This is a genomic window from uncultured Ralstonia sp., from assembly GCA_913056305.1.
Lineage (GTDB): Bacteria > Pseudomonadota > Gammaproteobacteria > Burkholderiales > Burkholderiaceae > Ralstonia.
Map to the genome: position 1 here is coordinate 12,195 of CAJXMR010000036.1, position 20,435 is coordinate 32,629.

The 20,435-nt window shown below is 66.1% G+C and carries 21 protein-coding genes; 8 read left to right on the forward strand and 13 right to left on the reverse strand.

The genetic code is table 11. From position 1 onward, the window contains the following. Positions 1-18: 18 nt before the first annotated feature. Complete coding sequence (locus QZ609_RS08770) at positions 19-747, reverse strand: alpha/beta hydrolase (protein WP_295493437.1); 729 nt, start codon at positions 745-747, stop codon at positions 19-21. 108 nt (positions 748-855) lie between these two features. Next, entirely contained in the window at positions 856-1,080 is a 225-nt protein-coding gene (locus QZ609_RS08775) for a hydroxyquinol 1,2-dioxygenase (RefSeq protein WP_295493391.1), read from the reverse strand. A 324-nt stretch (positions 1,081-1,404) separates the two neighbouring features. On the opposite strand from QZ609_RS08775, the gene QZ609_RS08780 reads away from it, so the two are divergent. From QZ609_RS08780 to QZ609_RS08790, 3 genes are all read left to right on the forward strand, one after another. Further along, entirely contained in the window at positions 1,405-2,448 is a 1,044-nt protein-coding gene (locus QZ609_RS08780) for an alpha/beta hydrolase (protein ID WP_295493393.1), read from the forward strand. 140 nt (positions 2,449-2,588) lie between these two features. Then, positions 2,589-3,416, forward strand: a complete 828-nt coding sequence (locus tag QZ609_RS08785; RefSeq protein WP_295493395.1) for an alpha/beta hydrolase — start codon at positions 2,589-2,591, stop codon at positions 3,414-3,416. Between the two features lie 67 nt (positions 3,417-3,483). After that, the gene (locus QZ609_RS08790; RefSeq protein WP_295493397.1) at positions 3,484-3,882 is read left to right on the forward strand and encodes a hypothetical protein; all 399 of its coding nucleotides are present in this window, start codon (positions 3,484-3,486) and stop codon (positions 3,880-3,882) included. Positions 3,883-3,896: 14 nt separating this feature from the next. Here the strand turns inward: QZ609_RS08790 and QZ609_RS08795 are convergent, their stop codons facing one another. Genes QZ609_RS08795 through QZ609_RS08810 form a run of 4 tightly spaced genes read right to left on the reverse strand, consistent with a single transcriptional unit; the run spans position 3,897 to position 7,123 of the window. After that, the gene (locus QZ609_RS08795; RefSeq protein ID WP_295493400.1) at positions 3,897-4,547 is read right to left on the reverse strand and encodes a 4-carboxy-4-hydroxy-2-oxoadipate aldolase/oxaloacetate decarboxylase; all 651 of its coding nucleotides are present in this window, start codon (positions 4,545-4,547) and stop codon (positions 3,897-3,899) included. Positions 4,548-4,578: 31 nt separating this feature from the next. Further along, positions 4,579-5,790, reverse strand: coding sequence for a pyridoxal phosphate-dependent aminotransferase (locus tag QZ609_RS08800; RefSeq protein WP_295493402.1), 1,212 nt, complete (start codon positions 5,788-5,790; stop codon positions 4,579-4,581). A 2-nt stretch (positions 5,791-5,792) separates the two neighbouring features. Then, complete coding sequence (locus tag QZ609_RS08805) at positions 5,793-6,455, reverse strand: RraA family protein (protein WP_295493405.1); 663 nt, start codon at positions 6,453-6,455, stop codon at positions 5,793-5,795. 2 nt (positions 6,456-6,457) lie between these two features. Then, positions 6,458-7,123: an RraA family protein gene (locus QZ609_RS08810; protein WP_295493407.1), complete on the reverse strand. Its 666-nt coding sequence runs from the start codon at positions 7,121-7,123 to the stop codon at positions 6,458-6,460. A 102-nt stretch (positions 7,124-7,225) separates the two neighbouring features. Between QZ609_RS08810 and QZ609_RS08815 the strand changes: the two genes are divergently transcribed. After that, positions 7,226-8,137 (forward strand): LysR family transcriptional regulator, encoded by a 912-nt coding sequence (locus QZ609_RS08815; protein WP_295493409.1) that lies wholly within the window; start codon positions 7,226-7,228, stop codon positions 8,135-8,137. A 105-nt stretch (positions 8,138-8,242) separates the two neighbouring features. Here QZ609_RS08815 and QZ609_RS08820 read toward each other — a convergent pair whose 3' ends face one another. From QZ609_RS08820 to QZ609_RS08830, 3 genes are all read right to left on the reverse strand, one after another. Further along, on the reverse strand, positions 8,243-8,866 hold the full coding sequence (locus QZ609_RS08820; RefSeq protein WP_295493411.1) for a DsbA family oxidoreductase: 624 nt from the start codon (positions 8,864-8,866) through the stop codon (positions 8,243-8,245). A gap of 115 nt (positions 8,867-8,981) precedes the next feature. Beyond that, positions 8,982-9,971, reverse strand: coding sequence for an FAD-dependent oxidoreductase (locus QZ609_RS08825; RefSeq protein WP_295493413.1), 990 nt, complete (start codon positions 9,969-9,971; stop codon positions 8,982-8,984). 17 nt (positions 9,972-9,988) lie between these two features. Next, complete coding sequence (locus tag QZ609_RS08830; RefSeq protein WP_295493415.1) at positions 9,989-10,711, reverse strand: SDR family NAD(P)-dependent oxidoreductase; 723 nt, start codon at positions 10,709-10,711, stop codon at positions 9,989-9,991. Between the two features lie 113 nt (positions 10,712-10,824). Here QZ609_RS08830 and QZ609_RS08835 point away from each other — a divergent pair, with 113 nt between their 5' ends. Next, complete coding sequence (locus tag QZ609_RS08835; RefSeq protein ID WP_295493417.1) at positions 10,825-11,259, forward strand: helix-turn-helix domain-containing protein; 435 nt, start codon at positions 10,825-10,827, stop codon at positions 11,257-11,259. Positions 11,260-11,263: 4 nt separating this feature from the next. On the opposite strand, the gene QZ609_RS08840 is transcribed toward QZ609_RS08835, so the two are convergent. Genes QZ609_RS08840 through QZ609_RS08855 form a run of 4 tightly spaced genes read right to left on the reverse strand, consistent with a single transcriptional unit; the run spans position 11,264 to position 18,108 of the window. After that, the gene (locus QZ609_RS08840) at positions 11,264-12,430 is read right to left on the reverse strand and encodes a metallophosphoesterase (protein ID WP_295493418.1); all 1,167 of its coding nucleotides are present in this window, start codon (positions 12,428-12,430) and stop codon (positions 11,264-11,266) included. Beyond that, positions 12,427-15,528: an efflux RND transporter permease subunit gene (locus tag QZ609_RS08845; RefSeq protein ID WP_295493420.1), complete on the reverse strand. Its 3,102-nt coding sequence runs from the start codon at positions 15,526-15,528 to the stop codon at positions 12,427-12,429. Before QZ609_RS08845 ends, QZ609_RS08840 begins: the two co-directional genes overlap by 4 nt. After that, entirely contained in the window at positions 15,525-16,637 is a 1,113-nt protein-coding gene (locus tag QZ609_RS08850; protein ID WP_295493424.1) for an efflux RND transporter periplasmic adaptor subunit, read from the reverse strand. The genes QZ609_RS08845 and QZ609_RS08850 overlap by 4 nt, the downstream gene beginning before the upstream one ends. After that, positions 16,630-18,108, reverse strand: coding sequence for an efflux transporter outer membrane subunit (locus tag QZ609_RS08855; RefSeq protein ID WP_295493427.1), 1,479 nt, complete (start codon positions 18,106-18,108; stop codon positions 16,630-16,632). The genes QZ609_RS08850 and QZ609_RS08855 overlap by 8 nt, the downstream gene beginning before the upstream one ends. 36 nt (positions 18,109-18,144) lie before the next feature. On the opposite strand from QZ609_RS08855, the gene QZ609_RS08860 reads away from it, so the two are divergent. The 3 genes from QZ609_RS08860 to QZ609_RS08870 all read left to right on the forward strand — a co-directional run. Beyond that, on the forward strand, positions 18,145-18,882 hold the full coding sequence (locus QZ609_RS08860) for a TetR/AcrR family transcriptional regulator (protein ID WP_295493429.1): 738 nt from the start codon (positions 18,145-18,147) through the stop codon (positions 18,880-18,882). Between the two features lie 135 nt (positions 18,883-19,017). Beyond that, positions 19,018-19,740 carry a GntR family transcriptional regulator gene (locus QZ609_RS08865; RefSeq protein ID WP_295493431.1) on the forward strand — a complete coding sequence of 241 codons (723 nt, stop codon included), beginning with the start codon at positions 19,018-19,020 and terminating at the stop codon, positions 19,738-19,740. Positions 19,741-19,795: 55 nt separating this feature from the next. After that, positions 19,796-20,435, forward strand: a 640-nt coding sequence (locus tag QZ609_RS08870; RefSeq protein WP_295493434.1) for an ABC transporter ATP-binding protein, incomplete at its 3' end; no start/stop codon positions are given.

Here is a 20,435-nt window from a genome sequence, read left to right on the forward strand (position 1 = left end):
TCCGCCACGCCTCTTCCCCTAGTTGCGCGCCTGCACCGCATGCACGGCATCCAGGATGACCTTCGCCACCTCCTGCGGCCGCGACTGCTGGGGCACGTGGCTGGTCGGCAGGCTCGTCACCTTGGCACCGATCTTCCTGGCCATGGCACGCTCCAGGTCGGGCTGGATCATGTGGTCCTGCTCGCTGACGATGTACCACGAGGGCCTGGACTGCCACGCAGCCACCGTGGTCCGCTCACCAAATGCCGTCGCCTTGATGGGCCCCTGCGTTGCCGCCATGACGCGGGCCTGCGCCGGCGGCACGTCCTGCGCAAAGTCCTGCGCCAGCGCGGCAGCGGGCAGTGACACGTAGCCCTCGGCATCGGCCACCAGCTTGCCGATGCCGGGTGCCGGCGCGTAGCCCTTGCCGACCTCCTCCGTCGACTGCCCCGCATCGGGCGCGAACGCCGCCACATAGACCAGCGCGGCGACCTTGTCATCCGCCCCCGCCTCGGAAATCACGGTACCGCCCCACGAGTGGCCCACCAGCACGACCTTGCCGGCCTGGTTGCCGATGGCGCGGCGCGTGGCGGCCACGTCGTCAGCCAGCGAGTTCAGCCCGTTTTGCACAGCCTGCACCTTCACGCCCTTGGCCTGCAGCAGCGGAATGACCTTCGCCCAATCCGAACCATCGGCAAAGGCGCCGTGCACGATCACCACGGAAGGCGGGTTGGCGTCTGCCGCAAAGAGCGGCGCACTGGCGGCCATGCCGAGTGCGAGCAAGGCGAGGGAGGCGGATTTGCGATTCAACATATCGGTTCCTGGGGTGCTGAGCAGTGTTTCGGTCGATGGGATAGACGGGGAGCCAGTCCAGCGTCAGGCATGGGCGCCGTCGTAATACGGATCGGCGCTGCGGGCACCGTCCGTATAGATGTCGGCCGAGCGTGCGCCCTCGGCATATGCGTCGCGTGCGTCCTGGACGCTGCGGGCGCCTTCGGTGTACGGATCGCGTGCACCGGCATACGAGGGAGCGGCCACCGCGCCCACGGCGGCAACGGCGAGGGCAACGGCAACAAGGGGCTTGATGAGATTGCGGGTCATGATCGATTTCCTCAGAAGGGTTGACTACGGATTGCGCGGCCCGGGTTCGCCTCACATCGCGCTTCACATCGATGCAGCGCCGGGCCACGGAGAGCATTGAAGCGGACCCACGTATCCCGCACGTAGCAGCGCGCAGCCTGTTTTGTCTGGGTGCGTATCACCGTCATGGCCGGATACACGCCGATACAAAACCCCGCGGGCAGCGGCCCGTTGCTACACAGCGATACAAATCGGCGAAACCGTGAAACATCCGGGATACACCGCGCTCGTCCAATGCAGGTCAAGGTCATCCAGTCACCCCGTTCACTTGAAGGAAGAGCCACCATGTCGAACCCCGTCAACACCCGTCGCCGCCGTCTGCTCGGCACCACCATCGCCAGCGTCGGCTTGCTCGATCTCGGGCTGGCCGAGCTGGTGCACGCGCAACCGTCGCCGTCCACTTCGAATGCATCGTCGGCCGGTCTGGCCAACCCGTTCGGGGCGCTGCATCAGATCGATGCCGGCGTGCTCAACATCGGCTACGCAGACCTCGGCCCCAAGGACGGCCCTGCTGTGATCCTGCTGCACGGCTGGCCGTACGACATCCATAGCTATGCGGAGGTGGCACCCGTGCTGGCGGCCGCCGGTTATCGCGTGCTGGTGCCCTACCTGCGGGGCTACGGCACCACGCGCATCCGCTCGGCAGACACGCTGCGCAACGGGCAGCAGGCCGCGCTCGCGGCCGACATCATCGCGTTCATGGACGCCCTGAAGATCGACCAGGCCATCTTTGGTGGCTATGACTGGGGCGCGCGCACGGCCGACATCATCGCGGCGCTGTGGCCGGAGCGCTGCAAGGCGCTGGTCTCGGTCAGCGGCTACCTGATTGGCAGCCAGGAAGCCAACCGCAAGCCCCTGCCGCCGGCCGCAGAGCTTGCCTGGTGGTACCAGTTCTACTTCGCAACGGAGCGCGGCGTGCAGGGCTATACCGCGAACACCCGCGACTTCAACCGCCTGATCTGGAAGCTCGCGTCGCCCACGTGGAAGTTCGACGACGCCACCTACGCGCGCAGCGCCACATCGTTCGACAACCCGGACCACGTGGCCATCGTTATCCACAACTACCGCTGGCGCCTGGGGCTCGCCCAGGGCGAGGCGCAGTACGACGCGCTGGAGCGCCACCTGGCCGCCGCCCCGGCGATCGTGGTGCCCACCATCACGATGGAAGGCGATGCCAACGGTGCCCCGCACCCGGAACCGGCCGCCTATGCGAAGAAGTTCACCGGCAAGTACCAGCACCGCAACATCGGCGGCGGCATCGGGCACAACCTGCCACAGGAGGCGCCCAAGGCGTTTGCGCAGGCGGTACTGGATGTGGTGCGACTTTGATTGGGCAAGGGCTTCGATAGGTTCAGCGTATGAATGTCTTCCGCAGGAAGTCATTTACATGGAACCGCCATGCTGTGAAAGTTGGGAATGCTCCGCATGCTGCGGAGCCAACCTTTTCTTTCTGGCGGGAGCAACGGGATATGGCTGTGCAAAATGGGTTCACCAACGACCACGTGCCGCTGGTGGTGGACGGCGTGAAGCTGGACATCGCTGCGATCCAGCGCCCGGGCACAAAAGCGCCGATCCTGTTCCTGCACGGTTTCGGCTCCACCAAGGAAGACTACGCCGACATCGTGCGCCATGCGGCGTTCGACGGGCGGCCCTTCATCGCCTACGACGCCCCGGGTTGCGGCGAGACCCAGTGCTCAGACCTGGCCCAGGTCTCGATCCCGCTGCTGGTCAAGACGGCCGACGCCATGCTCGCCCATTTCGGCATTGAGCGCTTCCACCTAGTCGGCCACTCCATGGGCGGGCTTACTGCGTTGATGCTGGCGCACCAGCACCCGGGCCGCGTGCTGAGCTTCACGGATATCGAAGGCAACATCGCGCCGGAAGACTGCTTCCTCAGTCGGCAGATCGCCGACTACCCGGAAGCGGATGCCGACGCGTTCTTTGCAGCCTTCATCGAGCGCACACGCCACGCCCCGGCCTACGCCAGCGCGCTGTATGCCGCGAGCCTGCGCCACAAGGTACGGGCAGGCGCCGTGCGCGGCATCTTCGAATCGATGGTCGAGCTGTCGGACCGCGATGATCTGATGGCCAAGTTCCTCGGTCTGCCCTGCCCCCGGATGTTCATGTACGGCGAGCAGAATGCGTCGCTCTCGTATCTGGCGCACATCCAGGCCAACGGCGTGGAGCTGGCGGAAATTCCCGCGTGCGGCCATTTCCCGATGTATTCCAACCCGGTGCTGATGTGGGAGCGGATTGCGAGGTTTCAGGCCCGTGCTGATTCCAGCCGACCGGCGTAGGGCTGCGCATCGTTGATTGCGCAAGGTGCTAACCTTGCCGGCTACTTCACTCCCCTACACGCATTGCATGGACGCGCTCACTACCCTGGACTTCACGGCACTCGAAACACTGGCGGCCCAGTCCGACGCCGTCCATGCGGCTTGCGCGTGTTGCTCGACGCCGCTGACCGGCTGGGCGAGCCTTCCCGTCTTCTTTCCGGAAGCGCAAGTGCGCCGCATCGGCACGCTGATCCTGGGCAACGTCGACGAGGCCACGGTCGCGGAGTTTCACCCCGAGGGTACCGACTACTGGGCCCCGCAAGCGCCCATTGCTCCTCGGTACTTCCCATTCAACCGCTGCGACGCTTGGGAATGCTCGGTATGCTCGCGTGTCTATCTGCGCTACACAGAGGGCGGCGGCTACTTCGTCGACCAGCGCATCCGTGCCCTGACGCACGCCGCGCTGGTGGATGCGCCACTGCCCTAGTCGGATGTTGCGGCCTAGACCAGGCCGTAGCGGTTCAACGTATCCTGCAGGCCAAGCAACTCGACCATGGTGGCACCCTGCTTCAAGCGCTCGCGCATTGTGGCCTCCTTGCGCTCTCGCTCCTCGCTGGCACGAATGACTTCGGCCACCTCGTTGCGCGCCACCACAACGAGGCCATCCCGATCACCGACGACGATGTCGCCCGGGTGGATATCCACCCCGCCGATCATCACCGGTACGTTGACCCTGCCCGGCTGATTCTTGTTGGTGCCCTTGATGCACAGGCCACGGCAGAAGACGGGAAAACCCAGCTCGATGATGCTGTCGGCATCGCGCACGGCGCCGTTGATGACGAGGCCCGCAATGCCGATTTCCTGGGCAGCAAGCGTCAGAATGTCGCCCCAGGGGCCGGCGTCGACAAAACCCTTGACATCGACCACCAGCACATCGCCGCGCCGCGCCTTGGTCAGCGCGTAGTGGATCATCAGGTTATCGCTCGGGCGCATGTCGACCGTTAACGCGGGGCCGATCAGGCGGCGCCTGGGGTCGAGCGCCGCCACACGCGGGTCAATGGCACCGCGCTGGCCCTGCGCTTCGTGGATGGTGGCGGTACCGAAGCGCTGCAGCGCGATAAGCCGGTCTTGCGAGATTTCGATGGCGGACATGGTGGTGTTCCGTTGAAATTGGCGCAGGGCGTCAGGACAATGAACGGGCGAAGGCCCAGATCGCCTCACACGCTGTGCGTAGGGATGCGTCGTCCAAGGCATAGGCAATGCGTAGGTACGGCCCCAAGCCGAACGCACTGCCCTGCACGACGCCAATCCCTTTCTCGTCCAGCAACGCGGCGGCGACATCCTCGTCAGTGCGCAGCAGCGTGCCACCCGCGCTCGTCTGGCCGATCAAGCCTTCACAGGAAGCGAAGGCATAGAAGGCTCCGGCAGGCTTCTCGCAGCGCATGCCAGGCACGGCATTGAGCATCTCGACCATCAGGTCGCGGCGGCGCTGGAAGGCTGCCTTGGATATCGCAATGAAGTCCTTCGGGCCACGCAACGCGGCGATGGCAGCGTGCTGGGAGATGCTGCACGCACCAGACGTCTGCTGCCCCTGCAGTTTCTCCATCGCATCCAACAGCCAGCGCGGCCCCGTGCCAAAGCCGATACGCCAGCCGGTCATCGCGTAGGCCTTGGAAACGCCGTTCATGGTCAGCACGCGCGCCTGCAACTGCGGCTCGACCTGCGCCAACGTTTGGAACGCGGCGCCATCGAAAATCAGATGCTCGTAGATGTCGTCGGAGAGCACCAGCACCTCAGGGTGTGCAAGCAGGACTTCTGCCAGCGCCTTAAGCTCTTCGCGTGTGTACACCGCGCCAGTCGGGTTCGATGGCGAGTTGAGGATGAGCCAGCGCGTCTTGGGGGTGAGCGCCTGCTCCAACGCTTGTGGCGTCAGCTTGAAACCGGCCTCCGCATCGCACGGCACGGCGACCGAGCGCGCACCACACAACTGCACGATCTCCGGATAGCTCACCCAATATGGCGCCGGGATGATCACCTCTTCGCCCTCGTTGAGCGTGGCCGCCAGCGCGTTGTAGATGACCTGCTTACCGCCGGAGCAGACGATGGTGTCCTGCCAGCCCACGTCCAGCCCGTTCTCTGCACGGAACTTCTCCGCCACAGCATCGCGCAAGGCGCGTACGCCCGCAACCTGGGTGTAGCGCGTCATGCCACCGTTGATGGCGGCAATGCCGGCCTCGCGGATGTGCGCTGGCGTGTCGAAATCCGGCTCACCGGCCGACAGCGAGATGACGGTCGCCCCACTTGCGCGCCTAGCGGCAACGCGATCGATCACCTTGTACGTAGCGGACGGCAGCGCCGCAGCCAGATGGCGGTTAAGTTCGGTTTGGCGCGGCATGGTCACCCCTTGCGCTGCAGCAGGTGATACCCCAGCGCTTCACGCGCCACACGCAGCGTCTTTCCTTCAGCAATGTGGGCACGGATAGCGCCCTCAACGCGCTCGATTTGCGCGGCAACCTCCGCCACCTCGGCTGCGCGGGCACGCGGCACGGCAACCACGCCGTTGGCATCGGCAATGACAAGGTCGCGCGATAGCACACGCGCCGCACCGATGGACACGGTGCCATTCACGGCCTCCACCTGCACGCGATCCTTGCCGGTACGCATGAAGCGGCCGCGCGTGAAGAGTGGATAGCCATCCTTCAATGCGCGGGAGACATCGCGGCACACGCCATCAATCACGGTGCCGGCGATGCGGTGCAGGCCCGCGTACTGGGTCATGATGTCACCCCACACGGTGCAGTCCGTGCGCCCATCGTTGTCGATTACCACGATGTCGCCATCGGCCACATCATCGATGAAATCGCCCACCGTGCCGGGCGGCGTACTGGCCGGCATGTACTTGACGGTGAAGGCCGGCCCGACGATGGGCGTGGCGTAGTTTTCGAGCGGCGCAATGCCTAGGCACTGGCCGGGCAGACCGAGCTTGTCCAGCGCATCCGACACGGCGGCCGTATCCAGCCCCCGGAACAAGGCCACGAGATCCTGATCTTCCTGTTTCATCTTCAACCCTGCTTGGCGATGGTTTCAAACTGCGTGTCGTGCATGACCTCCTCCACAGAGCGGCCGCTGCGCACGGCCTGCACCATGGCGTCCTGCCGGCGCTGGATGCGTCCGGCCAGGTCCAGCACTTCGTCGATGCGGGCAGCGGGCACGAACACGGTCCCGCACTGGTCGGCGATCACATAGTCGTCTTCGTGGACAGTCACGCCGGCCACGGTGATCGGACAACCCGAATCCACCTGCACGACACGATTGCGCGCGCTGACCATCGTCACGCCGCGCCCGTAGACCGGGTAGCCGATCGATGCGCTGCCATCGATGTCACGGCTCATGCCGTCAATGACCGTGCCGCGGATTTTCTTGACCTGCGCCGCATTGGCGAGGATGTCTCCCCAGCACGAAATGCCCTCCAGACCGCCTGCGATGACCAGCACCCGGTCTTCCGTTCTGATGCTGACGACCACGGGGGTGATCAGGTGCACCGCAGGTGCTGTGAAGGTTTTGCGCCCAAGCTGGACCGTGCTGGCACGCCCGACAATCTTGGGGCAATCCCACAGGGGGCGCAGGCCGACGGTGGCACCGGGCAGACCGAGAAAATCCAGCGCATCCGAAATCGTGTTCGAGTCGAACTGTTCAAAGCGCGCCAGGGCGGGGGATAGCGGAGTCATGGCTGTCATCCGTGTTGTGATGCTTGCCACTTTCGATGTTCATCAGCTATATGTAAATTCCGAATTCCGTACGGCATCCATACGCACAGACTATCGAAAATCATGATCAACTTTCGGCTTATCCGGCACCTGTGGCTGTTCAACGCGGTAGCGGAAGAACGCAACTTCAGCCGTGCCGCCAAACGACTCGGCATGTCGCAGCCTCCGCTGACCGACCAGATCAAGGTGCTGGAGCATGCGCTGAAGATCAAGCTCTTCGAGCGCTCGCGCCGTGGCGCGCAATTGACACCGGCAGGCGCCGCCATCCTTCCGGCCGTGCAGAAGTTCGTGCAGCAACTCGAGCAATTGGAGTTCGCGGTCAAGGAAGCCGCATCAGGCCAGAAGGGCACCTTGACGGTTGGGGCGATCAGCACGGCGCTGCTCAACGAATTGCCGCTGCTGCTGGATCGTCTGCGCGCGGCACATCCGGACCTGACGGTGGCCGTCAAGGAGATCGACAGCGTCGACGCCGTGCCGATGCTCAACGCGGGTGACATTGACATCGCCTTCGCGCGGTTGGAGGGCGAACTCGGCCCGCACATCCGTACCCTGGCTCTGGCGGACGACCGGCTGGCGGTGGCGCTACCGAACAGTCATCGGCTAGCGTCCGCCACACGCATCAAGCTCTCCACGCTGGCGGAAGAAGATTTCGTGATGTTCGCCCGACACGTCAGTCCGGTGTACTTCGATGCGCTGACCTCGGTGTGCTTGGCGCACGGGTTCTCGCCGCGAGTGCTGCATGAAGTCCGCTCGGTGGCTTCGCAGGTGGCGTTTGTCGGGTGCGGCCAGGGCATCGCGCTGGTGCCTGCCACGATGAAGAGCTTTGCCCCAGACAACGTGGTGGTGCGCTCGCTCACCGAGCGCATTCGCGTGGTGACCACGGCAATGGCCTGGAACGCCGCCCGCGACAACCCTTTGATCGAACAGGTGCTCACCTGCCTGCCACCGAAGCGGGTGAAGAACGCCGAAGGTTAACCAACGCCCGCGTGATCAGGTCGATCTGACGCCGATGTTCTGCTCGACTTCGCCCTCCCCGTCCAAGTCGCCATATCGTCAGGTCAGCGTGCCGCGTATCGGCCGTCAGCCAGCCTCCCGTATGGCCTCGGCGATTTCGTCTTCGCTGCGGCCACCGTTGATCGCAATGCGGCCGCTAAAGACGAAGTGGGGAACCGACCGGACACCCGCTGCGGCGGACACTGCCGCCGCTTCCTCGACGCGCTTGTGCTGGGCAGGATCAACGGCGATCGTAAGGGCCTCGTCCCGATCGAATCCGTGATCCACCGCGATGCCGGCGAGCACATCGGCGTCAGCAATGTTCTTGGCGTCCAGGAAATACGCCTCCGTGATCGCCACCGCGAGCCGATGCTGCGTACCGCGTTCGCGCGCGGCCAGAACCAACCCGTGGGCCGGCTGGGTCGGATACGCCCAGAGCTGCCGGCCAAGATCGAGGTCCAGCCCTGAGGCACGGGCCTCGGCTTCGGGCCGCGCAAACGCCACCTTCGGATCGGTCACGCCATACCGCGCGCGCAGCAGGTCGGGCACGTAGAGCCCCGTCGCCGGCACATCCGGCAGCAGCAAGACCGGGTGATGCTGGATCTCTGCCACCAGGCCGGGGAAGCGCTCAGCCACCACCTTGTCGAGACGGCGTTGCCCGATGAGGCACCACGGGCAGGTGATTTCCGTATACAGGTCAATCTGGAGCATGACATCGCACTCCTGTGTTCAAGGGTTCGAAAGAAACGCGACCGACTGCCTCAGCGATGGCCCAGCTTGCGGCGGGTTGCCGTCACGAAGAGGTCGCGCCCCTTGATGGTTGTGGTCAGGCGTGGGCCCACCAGCCAGCCCGCGTCACCGGAAGGACCCCAGCACCAGCCTGCGGGCCCAGCGGCGCAAATAGGACGGGTGCGACTGCGGGTGCGTATGCGCGCAGCCCGGCCAGATCGCGACCGGCCACGATTGCCTTGAGCGTCTTGCGCATCCAAGCAGCTTGACGGTACGCGTAGTAGATCGTCATCGGATCGCCCGTCTGCGCGGCGTCGCCCACGACGAAAACGCTTCGATGCCCCTCCGCCCGCAAATGCGCGTCGACGACGGCCCGGCCCGATGCACTCAGCGATAGACCGGGAATGGGAGGCGGTGCGGGTCGGGCGCCGATGACTGGAAACAGAATCTCGCGTCCGGATGTATCCAATCGCGGGGAGTCAAAACCGTCGAGTCCAGACACCGTCTCCCCCAGCGCGAGTTCCACACCCATCGCCTCGAGTTGGCGGGCAAGCGATGCGCCCAGTTTCTTGGGGTAGGTCGGCAGAAGCGTGCCCCCTCTGCTGACCAGACGCACCCGCTTGTCAGGGTAGGCAGCAGCAATTTCACCCGCAAGCTCGATGCCGATCGGGCCCGCTCCAGCGATGGTCACCGTCTCGGCGCCGAGCGCGTCGCGGTGGGCGGATCGACTCGCGTCCAGAAATTCGGCCACCGAGCGCCCGGCGGCGGGCTTGAAGGGCTGCGCGTAGGTCGAACCGGTGGCCGCCACGATCACGTCGGCTTCTAGAAGCGTCCCATTCGAGAGACGCACCATGCCGTCCTGGATCTCGACGGCACGCTCCTGAATAAGGGTTCCGCGCGTGAGCAACCGGTCGTACGGCATCGCCACACGATCCAGCCAAGAGGCATCCGCCAGCGCCCGAATAGCCGCGACGTTGTGCACGAACCGGTCTCGCGGTTCGATCAATCGCACGTCCGCAATGCCATCCAACTCCCGCGCCAGCGTCGTCCCCGCATAGCCGCCGCCAACAATCACGATCCGTTTCATTGCGCGCCCTTCCGTCATCACGCCGCACGCATCGGCGGCAGGACCGCCTCGACCCGGTCACGCTGGGTGACAAGGGTCCAGAGTTCCTGCGCAATGTCATCGGGGTTGATCACCGGGTACCGTGGATCGAGCGGCGCACCGTCGGCCGTCATCGCGCGATAGCCTGCAGAGCGCTCGATGACCGCGCCGATATTCAGCGTGCCGGCGTAGACGCCCTTGGCCTGCACCTCGGCATTGAGCGTGAAGATGTAGTTGCGCGCGGCCGCCATCAACGGGCCGACGCCGCTCAAACCCGGCATCGGAACCAAGGCCGTGAGCCCACCAACGATGACGATCGCGCCATCACCGCGCGCCAGCATGCCAGGCAGCGCCGCATGCGCCACCTCAACCGGCGCGAAGGTGAAGATGTTCGCCATCGCCTGGAGCTTTGCGGCATCGAGCTCCACGGCAGGCACGAAGCCGACGTGCCCGACCGGCTGGTAGACGGCGACGTCGATCGCACCGAATCGCGCCTCGATGGAACGGACCAGCGCGGGAATGCTGTCGAGATTGGTGAGATCGGCCGGGAACGCGGCCACCTCGATGCCTGCGCGAGTCAGTTCAGCAACGCGCTCCTCAAGCGGTGCGGCACGGCGCGCGACCAATGCAACGCGATAGCCCTCGCGCCCGAACCGCGTCGCAAGGGAGGCACCGAGCCCGGTACCGGCGCCAAAGATGGCGATGGTCTTCTTGTTTGCCATAGCAAACCTCATGATGGGATAAAATAGGAACCAGCTTCCGTTTTGTTAGTGGATTACCAAAACGTACGAAGCAATGTATTGTTCCTATTCCCGGGCCACAAGAAGGCACATGAATGTCACCCAGTCACACCGCCCCATCCACCAAGATGCCCAAACCCTCTGAGAGCGACTGCCGGGCCACGCGAGAAATCCTTGACCTCGTCGGAGACAAGTGGAGCCTCTACATCGTCGGCACGCTGCGCGACGGGCCGCTGCGCTTCAATGAACTGAAGCGGGAGATCGACGGCATCTCCCAACGCATGCTGACGCTGACCCTGCGCGGGCTGGAGCGCGACGGCCTTGTCACACGGACGATGTTCGCGACGATTCCCCCGCGCGTCGATTACGAACTCACGGCGCTGGGCCAGACACTGATGGAACCGGTGATGGCGCTGGTCGCCTGGGCGGACAGCAACCAGCTCGCCATTGCGCAGGCGCGCAAGCACTTTGACGAAAAGCCGGAGCCGGACCAGGTTTCGGTCCAGGGCGTGGTCTATCAGCGCCGGTGACGCATCAATCGGCCTTCGCCGGCTCCAGGCGCAGCAGGGTGATCTCCGAAGGCGCGCCGAATCGCTTGGGTGGGCCCCAATACCCGGTGCCACGGCTGGTGTAGATCCACAGCCGGCCCAGTTTGTGCAGGCCTGCCGTGAAAGGCTGCTGCAGCGGCACGAACAAGCTCCAGGGCCAGAATTGACCGCCGTGGGTATGTCCCGAGAGCTGCAGGTCAAAGCCCGCCTTTTCTGCCGCCGGGGCGCTGCGCGGCTGGTGCGCGAGCAGGATGGCTGGCACCACGCCGGCCGGCGCCCCGTCCAGGGCCCGGACCGGGTCGCTCGCCTGCGCCGGATCGAAGCTGCCCGCGCTGAAGTCCGTCACGCCCGCCACGACCAGTGCCGCGCCGTCGTGTTCGATCACCGCGTGCTCGTTCATCAGCACACGCATGCCCAGGCGCTCGAACTCGGCCACCCACTGCGCGACCCCCGAGTAGTACTCATGATTGCCAGTGACGGCAAAGACGCCATGACGCGCACGCATGTCGCCCAATGGTGCGATATGCGGCCCCAGGTGCGCGACGTCGCCGTCCACGAGATCGCCGGTCACGGCAATGAGATCCGGATGCAGGGCGTTGAGCCGCTCCACCACGCCGGCCACATAGTCGCGCTTGATCGTGGGCCCGACGTGGAGATCGGTGATCTGGGCGATGGTGAAGCCGTGCAGCGGCTTGGGCAGGCCTGCAATCGGCACGGCCACGTCGGCGACGCGGGGAATGCGCCGCGCGTTGACGTAACCGATCAGGGTCACCAGCAGGGCCAGGGCTGGCACCGCCAGAGCCGAGTCGTGACGCCAAGCCGCAGGCAGCAGGATCAGCGCGACATCACGCAGCACGGTCAGCACCAGCAGCGAGGAGAACAAGCCCATCAGCAAGGCGCCGAACCAGGTGACGCGGTCTGCCCGCTCGGCTGGCCGGATCAGGAAACGCGCCGCCATCCCAAGCGGAACCATCACCGAAGACAGGCACAGAAAAGCGATGCCCGCCGCCCAGCCCCGGGCGTTCAAGCCCAGATCCGGCAGCAGACGCCAGCCGATGTAGAGATGCAGCGCCGCCATCAGCGCCACGGTCGTCGCCAGGAAGCGGCGAATGCGCCGGGGCGGGGTTCCGCTGTCGTTGTCCTCGTGGCTCATGCTTGTGCTGCCTCCTTCTCGTCCTGGGATAGCACACCAGATTGGGCCGACCGGTGGCCAAACAAGTTGCGCACGCGGCGCTCCAGCCCGTCCACGAAGGTGAACGCCACCGGCACCACCAGCAGGCTCAGGCCCGTGGAGGTCACCAGCCCGCCGATCACGGCAATCGCCATGGGCTGGCGGAAGCTGGCGTCGGCGCCCAGGCCCAGGGCAATCGGCAACATGCCCGCGATCATGGCGACCGTTGTCATGACAATGGGCCGGGCCCGCTTGTGGCAGGCGTCGATCAGTGCCTCGTGTATCGACAGGCCACGTTCATGGATGCCCATCACCGCATACTCCACCAGCAGGATCGAGTTCTTGGTGACGATGCCCATCAGCATCACCAGGCCGATCATGGACGGAATGCTCAGCATGCCCTGGCTCAGCAGCAGCGCAACGAAGGCGCCGCCCAGGGAAAGGGGCACGGCCGAGAGGATGGTCACGGGCTGGAAGAAGTCGCGGAACAACAGCACCAGCACACAGAACACGCACAGCAGGCCGATGACGATGGCCATGCCAAAGCCGCCCAGCAATTCCATCATGATTTCCGCATCGCCGGTTTCGATCAGCTTGACGCTGGAGGGCATGGCCTGCGCCGCGGGCAATGCCTTGGCAGCCGCCAGCGCCTGCCCGAGGGGCGTGCCGCCCAGGTCTGCACTGACGGTCACATAGCGGCGCCGGTCATAGCGGTCGATCTGCGATGGGCCGCTTTCCACCGACAGGTCCGCCACGCTGGCGAGCGGCACCAAGCCGTTGCGGCCATGGACCCGCAGATTGGCCACCACATCCAGCTCCTGCCGCGCCGCATCGGGAATGCGCACCTGGATCGCCACCTGGCGGTTATCGAGGTTCAGCTTGGCGACCTGGGCATCGAAATCGCCGTTGGTGGCGATGCGCACCGTCTCGCCGATGGCGGCGGTGGTCACGCCCTGCTCCGCTGCCCGCTGGGCGTTGGGTCGCACGACGATCTCCGGCCGCTCCAGGCTGGCGGTGGACGTGATGTTGGCCAGCCCGGCCACGCCCCGCAACTGCCGCTCGAGGGCCTGCGCCGTGGCTTTCAGGGCTGCCGTGTCATCGCTGGCCAGGATCAGGGACATCTTTTCCCCCGGCCCGCCCACGCCCAGCGAAAACCGGGCGCCGGGCACATTGACCAGGGCGCGGCGCACCTGGGTTTCGATGGCCGCCTGATCCGGCCGCGCGCCGCGCGGTGCCAGCACCAGGGTCATGGTGGCCCGGCGCACTTCGCCGGCCTGGGTCTGGCCGCCGCCGATGGACTGCGCGTCGCCGACCATCGTCATCACGTGCTCAATGCCCTGGATGCCACTGATGGCCTCGCGCGCCGCTTCGGTCGTGGCCCGGGTGGCGGCCAGGCTGCTGCCCGGCGGCAACTCGACGCTGACGCTGCTGTAGCCCCGGTCCGAAGGCGGGATGAGGCCGGTCTTGAGCAGCGGGACAAGCGCCACCGAGCCGAAGAAGATCGCCACGGCGGCAACCAGCGTGAGCCAGCGGTGGGCCAGACACCAGCGCACCCAGCCCAGATAGCGCACCATCAGGCGCCCATCCTTGGCTTCGGTCTCGCCGGGGTGGGCTTTCAGCAGATAGGCCGCCAACATGGGCGTGAGCACCCGCGCCACCAGCAGCGAGGACAGCACCGCCACCACGGCGGTCCAGCCAAACTGCTTGAAGAAGAGCCCCGGAATGCCGCTCATCATGGCGGTGGGCATGAAGACCACGACCAGCGTCATGGTGGTGGCGATCACGGCCAGGGCGATCTCGGTCACCGCTTCGCCGGCCGCCTGCTTGATGGGCTTGCCCATGCGGCTGTGGCGCTCGATGTTCTCGATCTCGACGATGGCGTCATCCACCAGGATGCCCACGATCACCGCCAGCGCCAGCAGGGTCAGCGTATTGAGCGAGTAGCCGAGCCAGTACATGGCCGCGAAGGCCGGCAGGATGGACAGGGGCAACGCCGAGGCGGAGATCAGCGTGGCACGCCAATCACGCAGGAACCACCAGACCACCAGCACGGCCAGCAGCGCCCCTTCGTACAGCATGTGCATGGAGCCGTCGAACTGCTCCCGCGTGTAGTCGACGGTGCCGGAAATCTTGGTGAAGCGCAGGCTCGGATCGGCCGCCTGGAGCTTGCCCAGGGCTTCCGCCACGCCGGCGGCAATGCGGGTCTCGTCGAAACCCTTGGCGCGGTAGAGCTTGAAGCCCACCACGCGCTTGCCGTCGAGCAAGGCGATCTGGCTGCGCTCCGCAAAGCCGTCGCTGACCGTGGCGACCTGGTCCAGGTTGACACGGCGGCCGTCGCTGAGCACGAGCGGCAGGCGGTTCAGTTCCTCGGCCTGGCGCACGGTGGCGATGGTGCGCACCGCCTGCTCGGTGCCGCCCAACTGGCCACGGCCACCGGAGGATTCCTGCTCCACGGTCCTCAACGCGCGCGACACGTCGGCGGCCGTGGCACCCAGCGCCGCCAGGCGTACCGGATCGACTTCCACCCGCACCTGCCGCTGCACGCCGCCCACCCGTTCGAACTTGCCGACACCCGGTACGCCCAGCACCGTCTTGTTGACCGTGTCGTCCACGTACCAGGACAGCGCCTCTTCGTCCATGCGCGAGGAAGCGATGGCGTAGAGCAGCGTCGCCTCACCCCCCACCCGCACCGCGCTGATCGAGGGTTGCTGCAGGTCGACGGGCAGGTCGGAGCGGATCCGGTCCACCGCGTCCTTGGTTTCGATCAGCGCATCGGAGAGCTTCTTTTCGAGGATGAACTCCAGCGTGATGTTGACCTGCCCATCTGTGATGGACGTGCGCATGTGCTTGACGCCGGACAGCGTGGCCAGCGAGTTCTCCACCTTGCGCGCCACCTCGGTTTCCAGCTGGGCCGGCGCTGCGCCGGGCTGGGTCAGCGAGATGGTGACGGAGGGCAAGTCCAGGTCGGGCAAGTTGGCGATCGGCAATTCCCGAAAGCCATAGATGCCCGCCAAGGTCAGCAGGATGAAGAGCAGGATGGCCGGGACCGGATTGCGGATCGACCAGGTGGCGAAGTTCATACCTTGCTCCTTGCCGGCTGGGCAGCCGGCGCGGCGGTGGCTACGCGCACGACGTCGCCGTCGTTGAGAAAGGCGGCGCCCTGCACCACCACCCTGTCGCCCGGGGCAACGCCGGAGACGATCTCCACCGCGTCACCCTGGCGTCGGCCCACCGTGACGGCTTGCAACGTCACCCGATTGGCACCGACCAGTTTGGGCACGTAGCTGCGGCCATCACGGATGACCACGCTGACCGCCGGTACGATCACGGCCGCGCTCTGCGCCAACACGACGCTGCCCTTGGCGTACATGCCCGCGCGGGCCGCGCTGCCGGGCTCGAGGTCGGCATAGACGAGGCCGAGGCGGGTCTGGCCATCGAGGCTGGGCGCCGTCTGGCGCACCTTGGCTGTTGCCGCCGACCCATCGGGCAGCGCCAGGCCGATACGCTGGCCGGGCTTCACCTGGGCAAGCTGTGCGGCGGTCAGTTCGCCGCGCCATTCCAGACGGCTCTGCCGGATCATGCGGAACAGTTCCTGGCCACTGTTGGAGACGGTGCCCACCGTTGCACTGCGCGCGCTGATGACGCCATCGTCGGGCGCGGTCACTTCGGCATAGCGCAGTTGCAGTTGGGTGGTCCGCAACTGGGCCTTGGACACCTCCGCCTGGGTCTCGTACTGGAGCACATCTTGCTGACTGATGCCGCCCGAGCTCTTGAGCTGAAGCGCCCGCTGGCGGTTGGCCTCGGCTTGCTGCCAGGTGGCCTTGAGGCGCGCTTCATCCGCCCGCAGGAGGTCGGCGTCGAAGACAGCAAGCACCTGCCCGCGCTTGACCTCGTCACCCACGTTGACGCGGATCTCTGCCAGGCGCAGGCCCGCGACCTGCGCCCCGATCGCCGCTTCCTGCCAGGGCGCGATGGCGCCGCTGGCGTCCAGGGTGGCCGGCCATTGGGCTTGCGCGGCGGCGGCCACGGTGACGGTCAGGGCGGCAGCGGGCTGCTCAGGTGCTGCGGTCGCGGCCGAATGCGGCGCGAGAAACAGCAAGCCCGCCGCAGCCACGACAGCGGACAGGGCGATGGGGATCAGGACCTTGCGGCTGAAAATGGCCGAGGTATAGGGGGTGGGCTTATTCATGAGCAATGGGCTTCGGAGTCTGTGTGACGGCACCGCCGGTGGCTTTCACCAGGGCGACCCAGGCCTGGGCCCGATCGCGCCGGGCGGAAATCTCGGCGTCCTGGGCAGAGGCGTACTGACGGCGGCTGTCTTCGAGTTCAAACAGGCTGACGGCACCGGCCTTCCATTGACCCTCGGAGGCCTCGAGCGTGGTGTGTGCGGCGGCAGCGGCCTCGCCGGCGGATGCCGTCCGGTCTTGCGCGGAAGCCTGCGCGGCCAGCGCGTTTTCCACGTCCTCGACGGTGGTCCGCAGCGTCCCTTGCAGGCTCGCCACGGCCTGGCGATAGCGGGCCTGCGCCGCGCTGACGTTGGCCGCACCGGCGCCGCCGTCGAACAGCGTGCCAGTCAGGCTGGGCCCGACGGACCAGGTGGTGAAGTCAAGGGTGGAGCCGGCGGCCCGGATCCACTGCCCTGTCAGGAGCGCAGCGAGATTCAGGCGCGGCAGCCGGTTGGCTCGGGCGACGCCGATCTCGGCCCAGGCCGCCGCCGCTTCCCGGTCGGCAGAAATCACGGAGGGATGGGCTGCAAGCACGACGGCGGGCAACGCTGGCGCGGCGGCCGGCGGCTGCGGCATGAAGCCAGCCATGGCCCCCGCCCCCAACACCTGCTGCCGTACCGTCGCCGCATCCTTGCCGCTCAGCGCGACCAGGGCATTGACCTGACGCGCGCACTGTTCCTGCTGGGCAGCAAGGTTGGTGCGCACCGTGGCGATGCCGGAAATGGCCCGGGCGACGTCCGCAGGCGGGGCGAAACCGCTGGTGGCCCGCAGGCGCGTCAGGCCCAAGGTCTTCTCCCGCGAGGCGATGTCCTCAACCAGCACCACCCGCGAGTTTTCGCAGGCGCGCAGCGAGAGCACGTCGTTGACGACGTCGGCGGCAAGGGAAAGACGCGCTGCGGCAGCATCCGCCGTGCGGGCATCCAGCCGGTTGTTGGCGGCGTCCACCGAATTGCGGATCCGGCCGAACAGATCGATTTCCCAGTTCAAAGACGGGCCGACCGCCGCGGAGGTGCTGAGCGCGGTGGTGCTCGGCCCAACGGTGCTTTGCCCCTTGGCGCGAGTCGTGCTGGCGCTGGCGGTCAGGCTGGGCAACGCAGCGGCGGCGTTGATGCCAAGCGTCGCGCGGGCTTCGTCGATGCGTGCCGCGGCCTCGGCCAGGCTGGGATTGTCTACCAGCGCGGTCTCGGCCAGCGCATCGACAGCGGGATCGCCCAGCGCACGCCACCATGGGCCCATCTCGGCTTGGCTTGAAGCCGGCTGCTCGGTGGAGGGCACGGACCAGGCGGCAGGGCCCGCCATGTCCGGCGGTGTGTAGGCGGGCTGCAATGCGCAACCGTTCAGCGCCAGCGCTGCGGCGGCAATCAGCGGAGCCAGCGAGACAGCCCGGAAAGCAGCGCGGGGCGAACGGCCGCCGCCATCGATATTCACTTTCATAACGAAACGAAACGGTACAGTACCGTAAGGCTATGCTTGACCTTTCCCGCCTGTCAAGCAAAACTGTACCGATTGGTTTCGAAAAAGACGCTTAACGTGAAAGTAAGGACAGAGGCCCGCCGCGAGGCCATTCTGGCGGCCGCCAAAGACGTATTCGAGGAAGTCGGCTTCGAGCAGGCCACCATGTCGGAGATCACGGCGCGGGTCGGCGGCTCGAAAGCAACGCTCTATCGCTACTTCGAATCGAAGGAAGCGCTGTTCATCGAACTGGTGCGCCGGTCGGCCCAGGAACAACGCGGAGAACTGACGGAACTCTTCCAGAACTGCACCGGATCCCCAGGGATGGGGCTGCCGCCCGCAGCAACGGAGGCACTGGCCCTCTTGAATCCGGACGAAGACGTGAGGGCCACCCTCCTGAGCTTCAGCCAGCGGGTGACCAAGAGCTTCCATACGCCGCAGAAAATGGCGGTCAAGCGTATGGTGATTGCCGCCGCGGCAAACAATCCGGAGTTGGGCCGCCTGTTCTATGAGAACGGCCCCCGCAAGGGGATGGAACTCATGGAGCGCTACTTCGCGCGCGTCATGGAGGCCGGCAAGCTGCGCCAGGCAGACCCGAAAGTGGTGGCGGCCCATTTCCGCGGTCTGCTGGAATCGGAACTGGTGGAGCCGGGCTTGCTCAACTTGCAGCTCCAGCTTAGCGACGCGCAGATCGATGCCATCGTCGAACGGGCAGTGGATGCGTTCGTGCGCGCCTACGGGGTCGACCCGGCTTGATCAGGCGCACTCACACGCAACGCAGAGCCGGGGCCACACGAAACACGACGACTTCGGGCTGCGGGTTTTCCTGAACAGCCCACCCGAGTCAACCTCCCTACAATGGCTGGTCATCTAGATGAATAGTTGACCGCAATGCCCGCCGACCTCCGCCTGCCCCGCTACCAGCAATTGCGCGATGACCTGGCCGCGCAGATCGCCCAGCAGCACTGGCGCCCCGGCGACGCCATCCCCACCGAGGCCGAGCTTGCGAAGACGTACAACGTGGCCGTGGGCACGGTGCGCAAGGCGGTGGACGTGCTGGTGGCCGAAGGCATGCTGGAGCGCTTCCAGGGGCGCGGCACCTTCGTGCGCCGGGCCAGCTTTGCCAGCTCGCTGTTCCGCTTCTTCCGCTTCCAGAGCGAGAGCGGCGAGCGGCGGATCCCCGAGAGCCGCATCCTCAAGCGCGACGTGCTCGATGCGCCGTCCGCGCCCGCTGCCGGGCTGCAGATCGAGACCGGCGCACCGGTCATCCGCCTGACGCGTCTGCGCTTGCTCGACAGCGTCCCGATGCTGGCCGAAGAAATCTGGCTGCCACACGACCGCTTTGCCGATCTCGCCACGCTGGACCTCGGCGCCTTCGGCGACCTGCTCTATCCGCTGTACGAATCGCACTGCGGCCAGATCGTCGCGAGTGCCGAAGAAACGCTCACCGCCGAAGCCGTCAACGCCACCTACGCGCGCCTGCTGCGCATCCAGACCGGCGACCCAGTCATGGTGATCGAGCGCATCGCGCGCGGCTACGACCGCGTGCCGCTCGAGTGGCGGCGCTCACGCGGCGCGGCGGCGCATTTCCGGTATCACGTCGATATCCGATAGCGCCGCAAGCCTTGCCCACTCACACCAAAAAAAAGCACAAACAGGAGACAACCCCATGCAGGCGAACCCTCCGCCGTTGCTGGACGTACGCGGCGTGACGCTGCAGTACAAGACCCGCCAGCATCTGGTCACGGCCACCTACCGCGTCGACTTCGAGGTCTACCCCGGCGAGCGCTACATCCTGCTGGGGCCATCGGGCTGCGGCAAGTCGACCTTGCTCAAAGCCATCGGCGGCTACCTCACGCCCACCGAGGGTGAGATCCGCCTGAAGGGCCAGCCGGTGACCAAGCCGGGGCCGGACCGCATGATGGTGTTCCAGGAATTCGACCAGCTCCTGCCGTGGAAGACGGTGAAGGAGAACGTGCTGTTTCCGCTGCTCTCCACGGGCAAGCTGGGTGCGCGCGAGGCCGAGGAACGCGCGCTGCACTACATCCACAAGGTCAACCTCACCAAGTTTGCCGACCACCATCCGCACATGCTGTCGGGCGGGATGAAGCAACGCGTGGCGATCGCGCGCGGCATGGCGATGGAGCCCGATGTGCTGCTGATGGACGAGCCGTTTGCCGCGCTCGACGCGCTCACGCGCCGCAAGATGCAGGACGAGCTGCTGCAACTGTGGGACGAGACACGATTCACTGTTCTGTTCGTCACGCACTCGATTCCGGAGGCGATCCGCTGCGGCAGCCGCATCCTGA

Excerpts from the sequence above, each read along its gene's own strand:
- QZ609_RS08825 (WP_295493413.1), bottom strand. The coding sequence starts at position 9,971 with ATGAAACGGATCGTGATTGTTGGCGGCGGCTATGCGGGGACGACGCTG.
- QZ609_RS08835 (WP_295493417.1), top strand. The coding sequence starts at position 10,825 with ATGTCACCCAGTCACACCGCCCCATCCACCAAGATGCCCAAACCCTCT.
- QZ609_RS08790 (WP_295493397.1), top strand. The coding sequence starts at position 3,484 with ATGGACGCGCTCACTACCCTGGACTTCACGGCACTCGAAACACTGGCG.
- QZ609_RS08845 (WP_295493420.1), bottom strand. The coding sequence starts at position 15,528 with ATGAACTTCGCCACCTGGTCGATCCGCAATCCGGTCCCGGCCATCCTG.
- QZ609_RS08855 (WP_295493427.1), bottom strand. The coding sequence starts at position 18,108 with ATGAAAGTGAATATCGATGGCGGCGGCCGTTCGCCCCGCGCTGCTTTC.
- QZ609_RS08770 (WP_295493437.1), bottom strand. The coding sequence starts at position 747 with ATGGCCGCCAGTGCGCCGCTCTTTGCGGCAGACGCCAACCCGCCTTCC.
- QZ609_RS08775 (WP_295493391.1), bottom strand. The coding sequence starts at position 1,080 with ATGACCCGCAATCTCATCAAGCCCCTTGTTGCCGTTGCCCTCGCCGTT.
- QZ609_RS08805 (WP_295493405.1), bottom strand. The coding sequence starts at position 6,455 with ATGAAACAGGAAGATCAGGATCTCGTGGCCTTGTTCCGGGGGCTGGAT.
- QZ609_RS08815 (WP_295493409.1), top strand. The coding sequence starts at position 7,226 with ATGATCAACTTTCGGCTTATCCGGCACCTGTGGCTGTTCAACGCGGTA.
- QZ609_RS08785 (WP_295493395.1), top strand. The coding sequence starts at position 2,589 with ATGGCTGTGCAAAATGGGTTCACCAACGACCACGTGCCGCTGGTGGTG.
- QZ609_RS08800 (WP_295493402.1), bottom strand. The coding sequence starts at position 5,790 with ATGCCGCGCCAAACCGAACTTAACCGCCATCTGGCTGCGGCGCTGCCG.
- QZ609_RS08840 (WP_295493418.1), bottom strand. The coding sequence starts at position 12,430 with ATGAGCCACGAGGACAACGACAGCGGAACCCCGCCCCGGCGCATTCGC.
- QZ609_RS08820 (WP_295493411.1), bottom strand. The coding sequence starts at position 8,866 with ATGCTCCAGATTGACCTGTATACGGAAATCACCTGCCCGTGGTGCCTC.
- QZ609_RS08780 (WP_295493393.1), top strand. The coding sequence starts at position 1,405 with ATGTCGAACCCCGTCAACACCCGTCGCCGCCGTCTGCTCGGCACCACC.
- QZ609_RS08850 (WP_295493424.1), bottom strand. The coding sequence starts at position 16,637 with ATGAATAAGCCCACCCCCTATACCTCGGCCATTTTCAGCCGCAAGGTC.
- QZ609_RS08795 (WP_295493400.1), bottom strand. The coding sequence starts at position 4,547 with ATGTCCGCCATCGAAATCTCGCAAGACCGGCTTATCGCGCTGCAGCGC.
- QZ609_RS08810 (WP_295493407.1), bottom strand. The coding sequence starts at position 7,123 with ATGACTCCGCTATCCCCCGCCCTGGCGCGCTTTGAACAGTTCGACTCG.
- QZ609_RS08830 (WP_295493415.1), bottom strand. The coding sequence starts at position 10,711 with ATGGCAAACAAGAAGACCATCGCCATCTTTGGCGCCGGTACCGGGCTC.
- QZ609_RS08865 (WP_295493431.1), top strand. The coding sequence starts at position 19,018 with ATGCCCGCCGACCTCCGCCTGCCCCGCTACCAGCAATTGCGCGATGAC.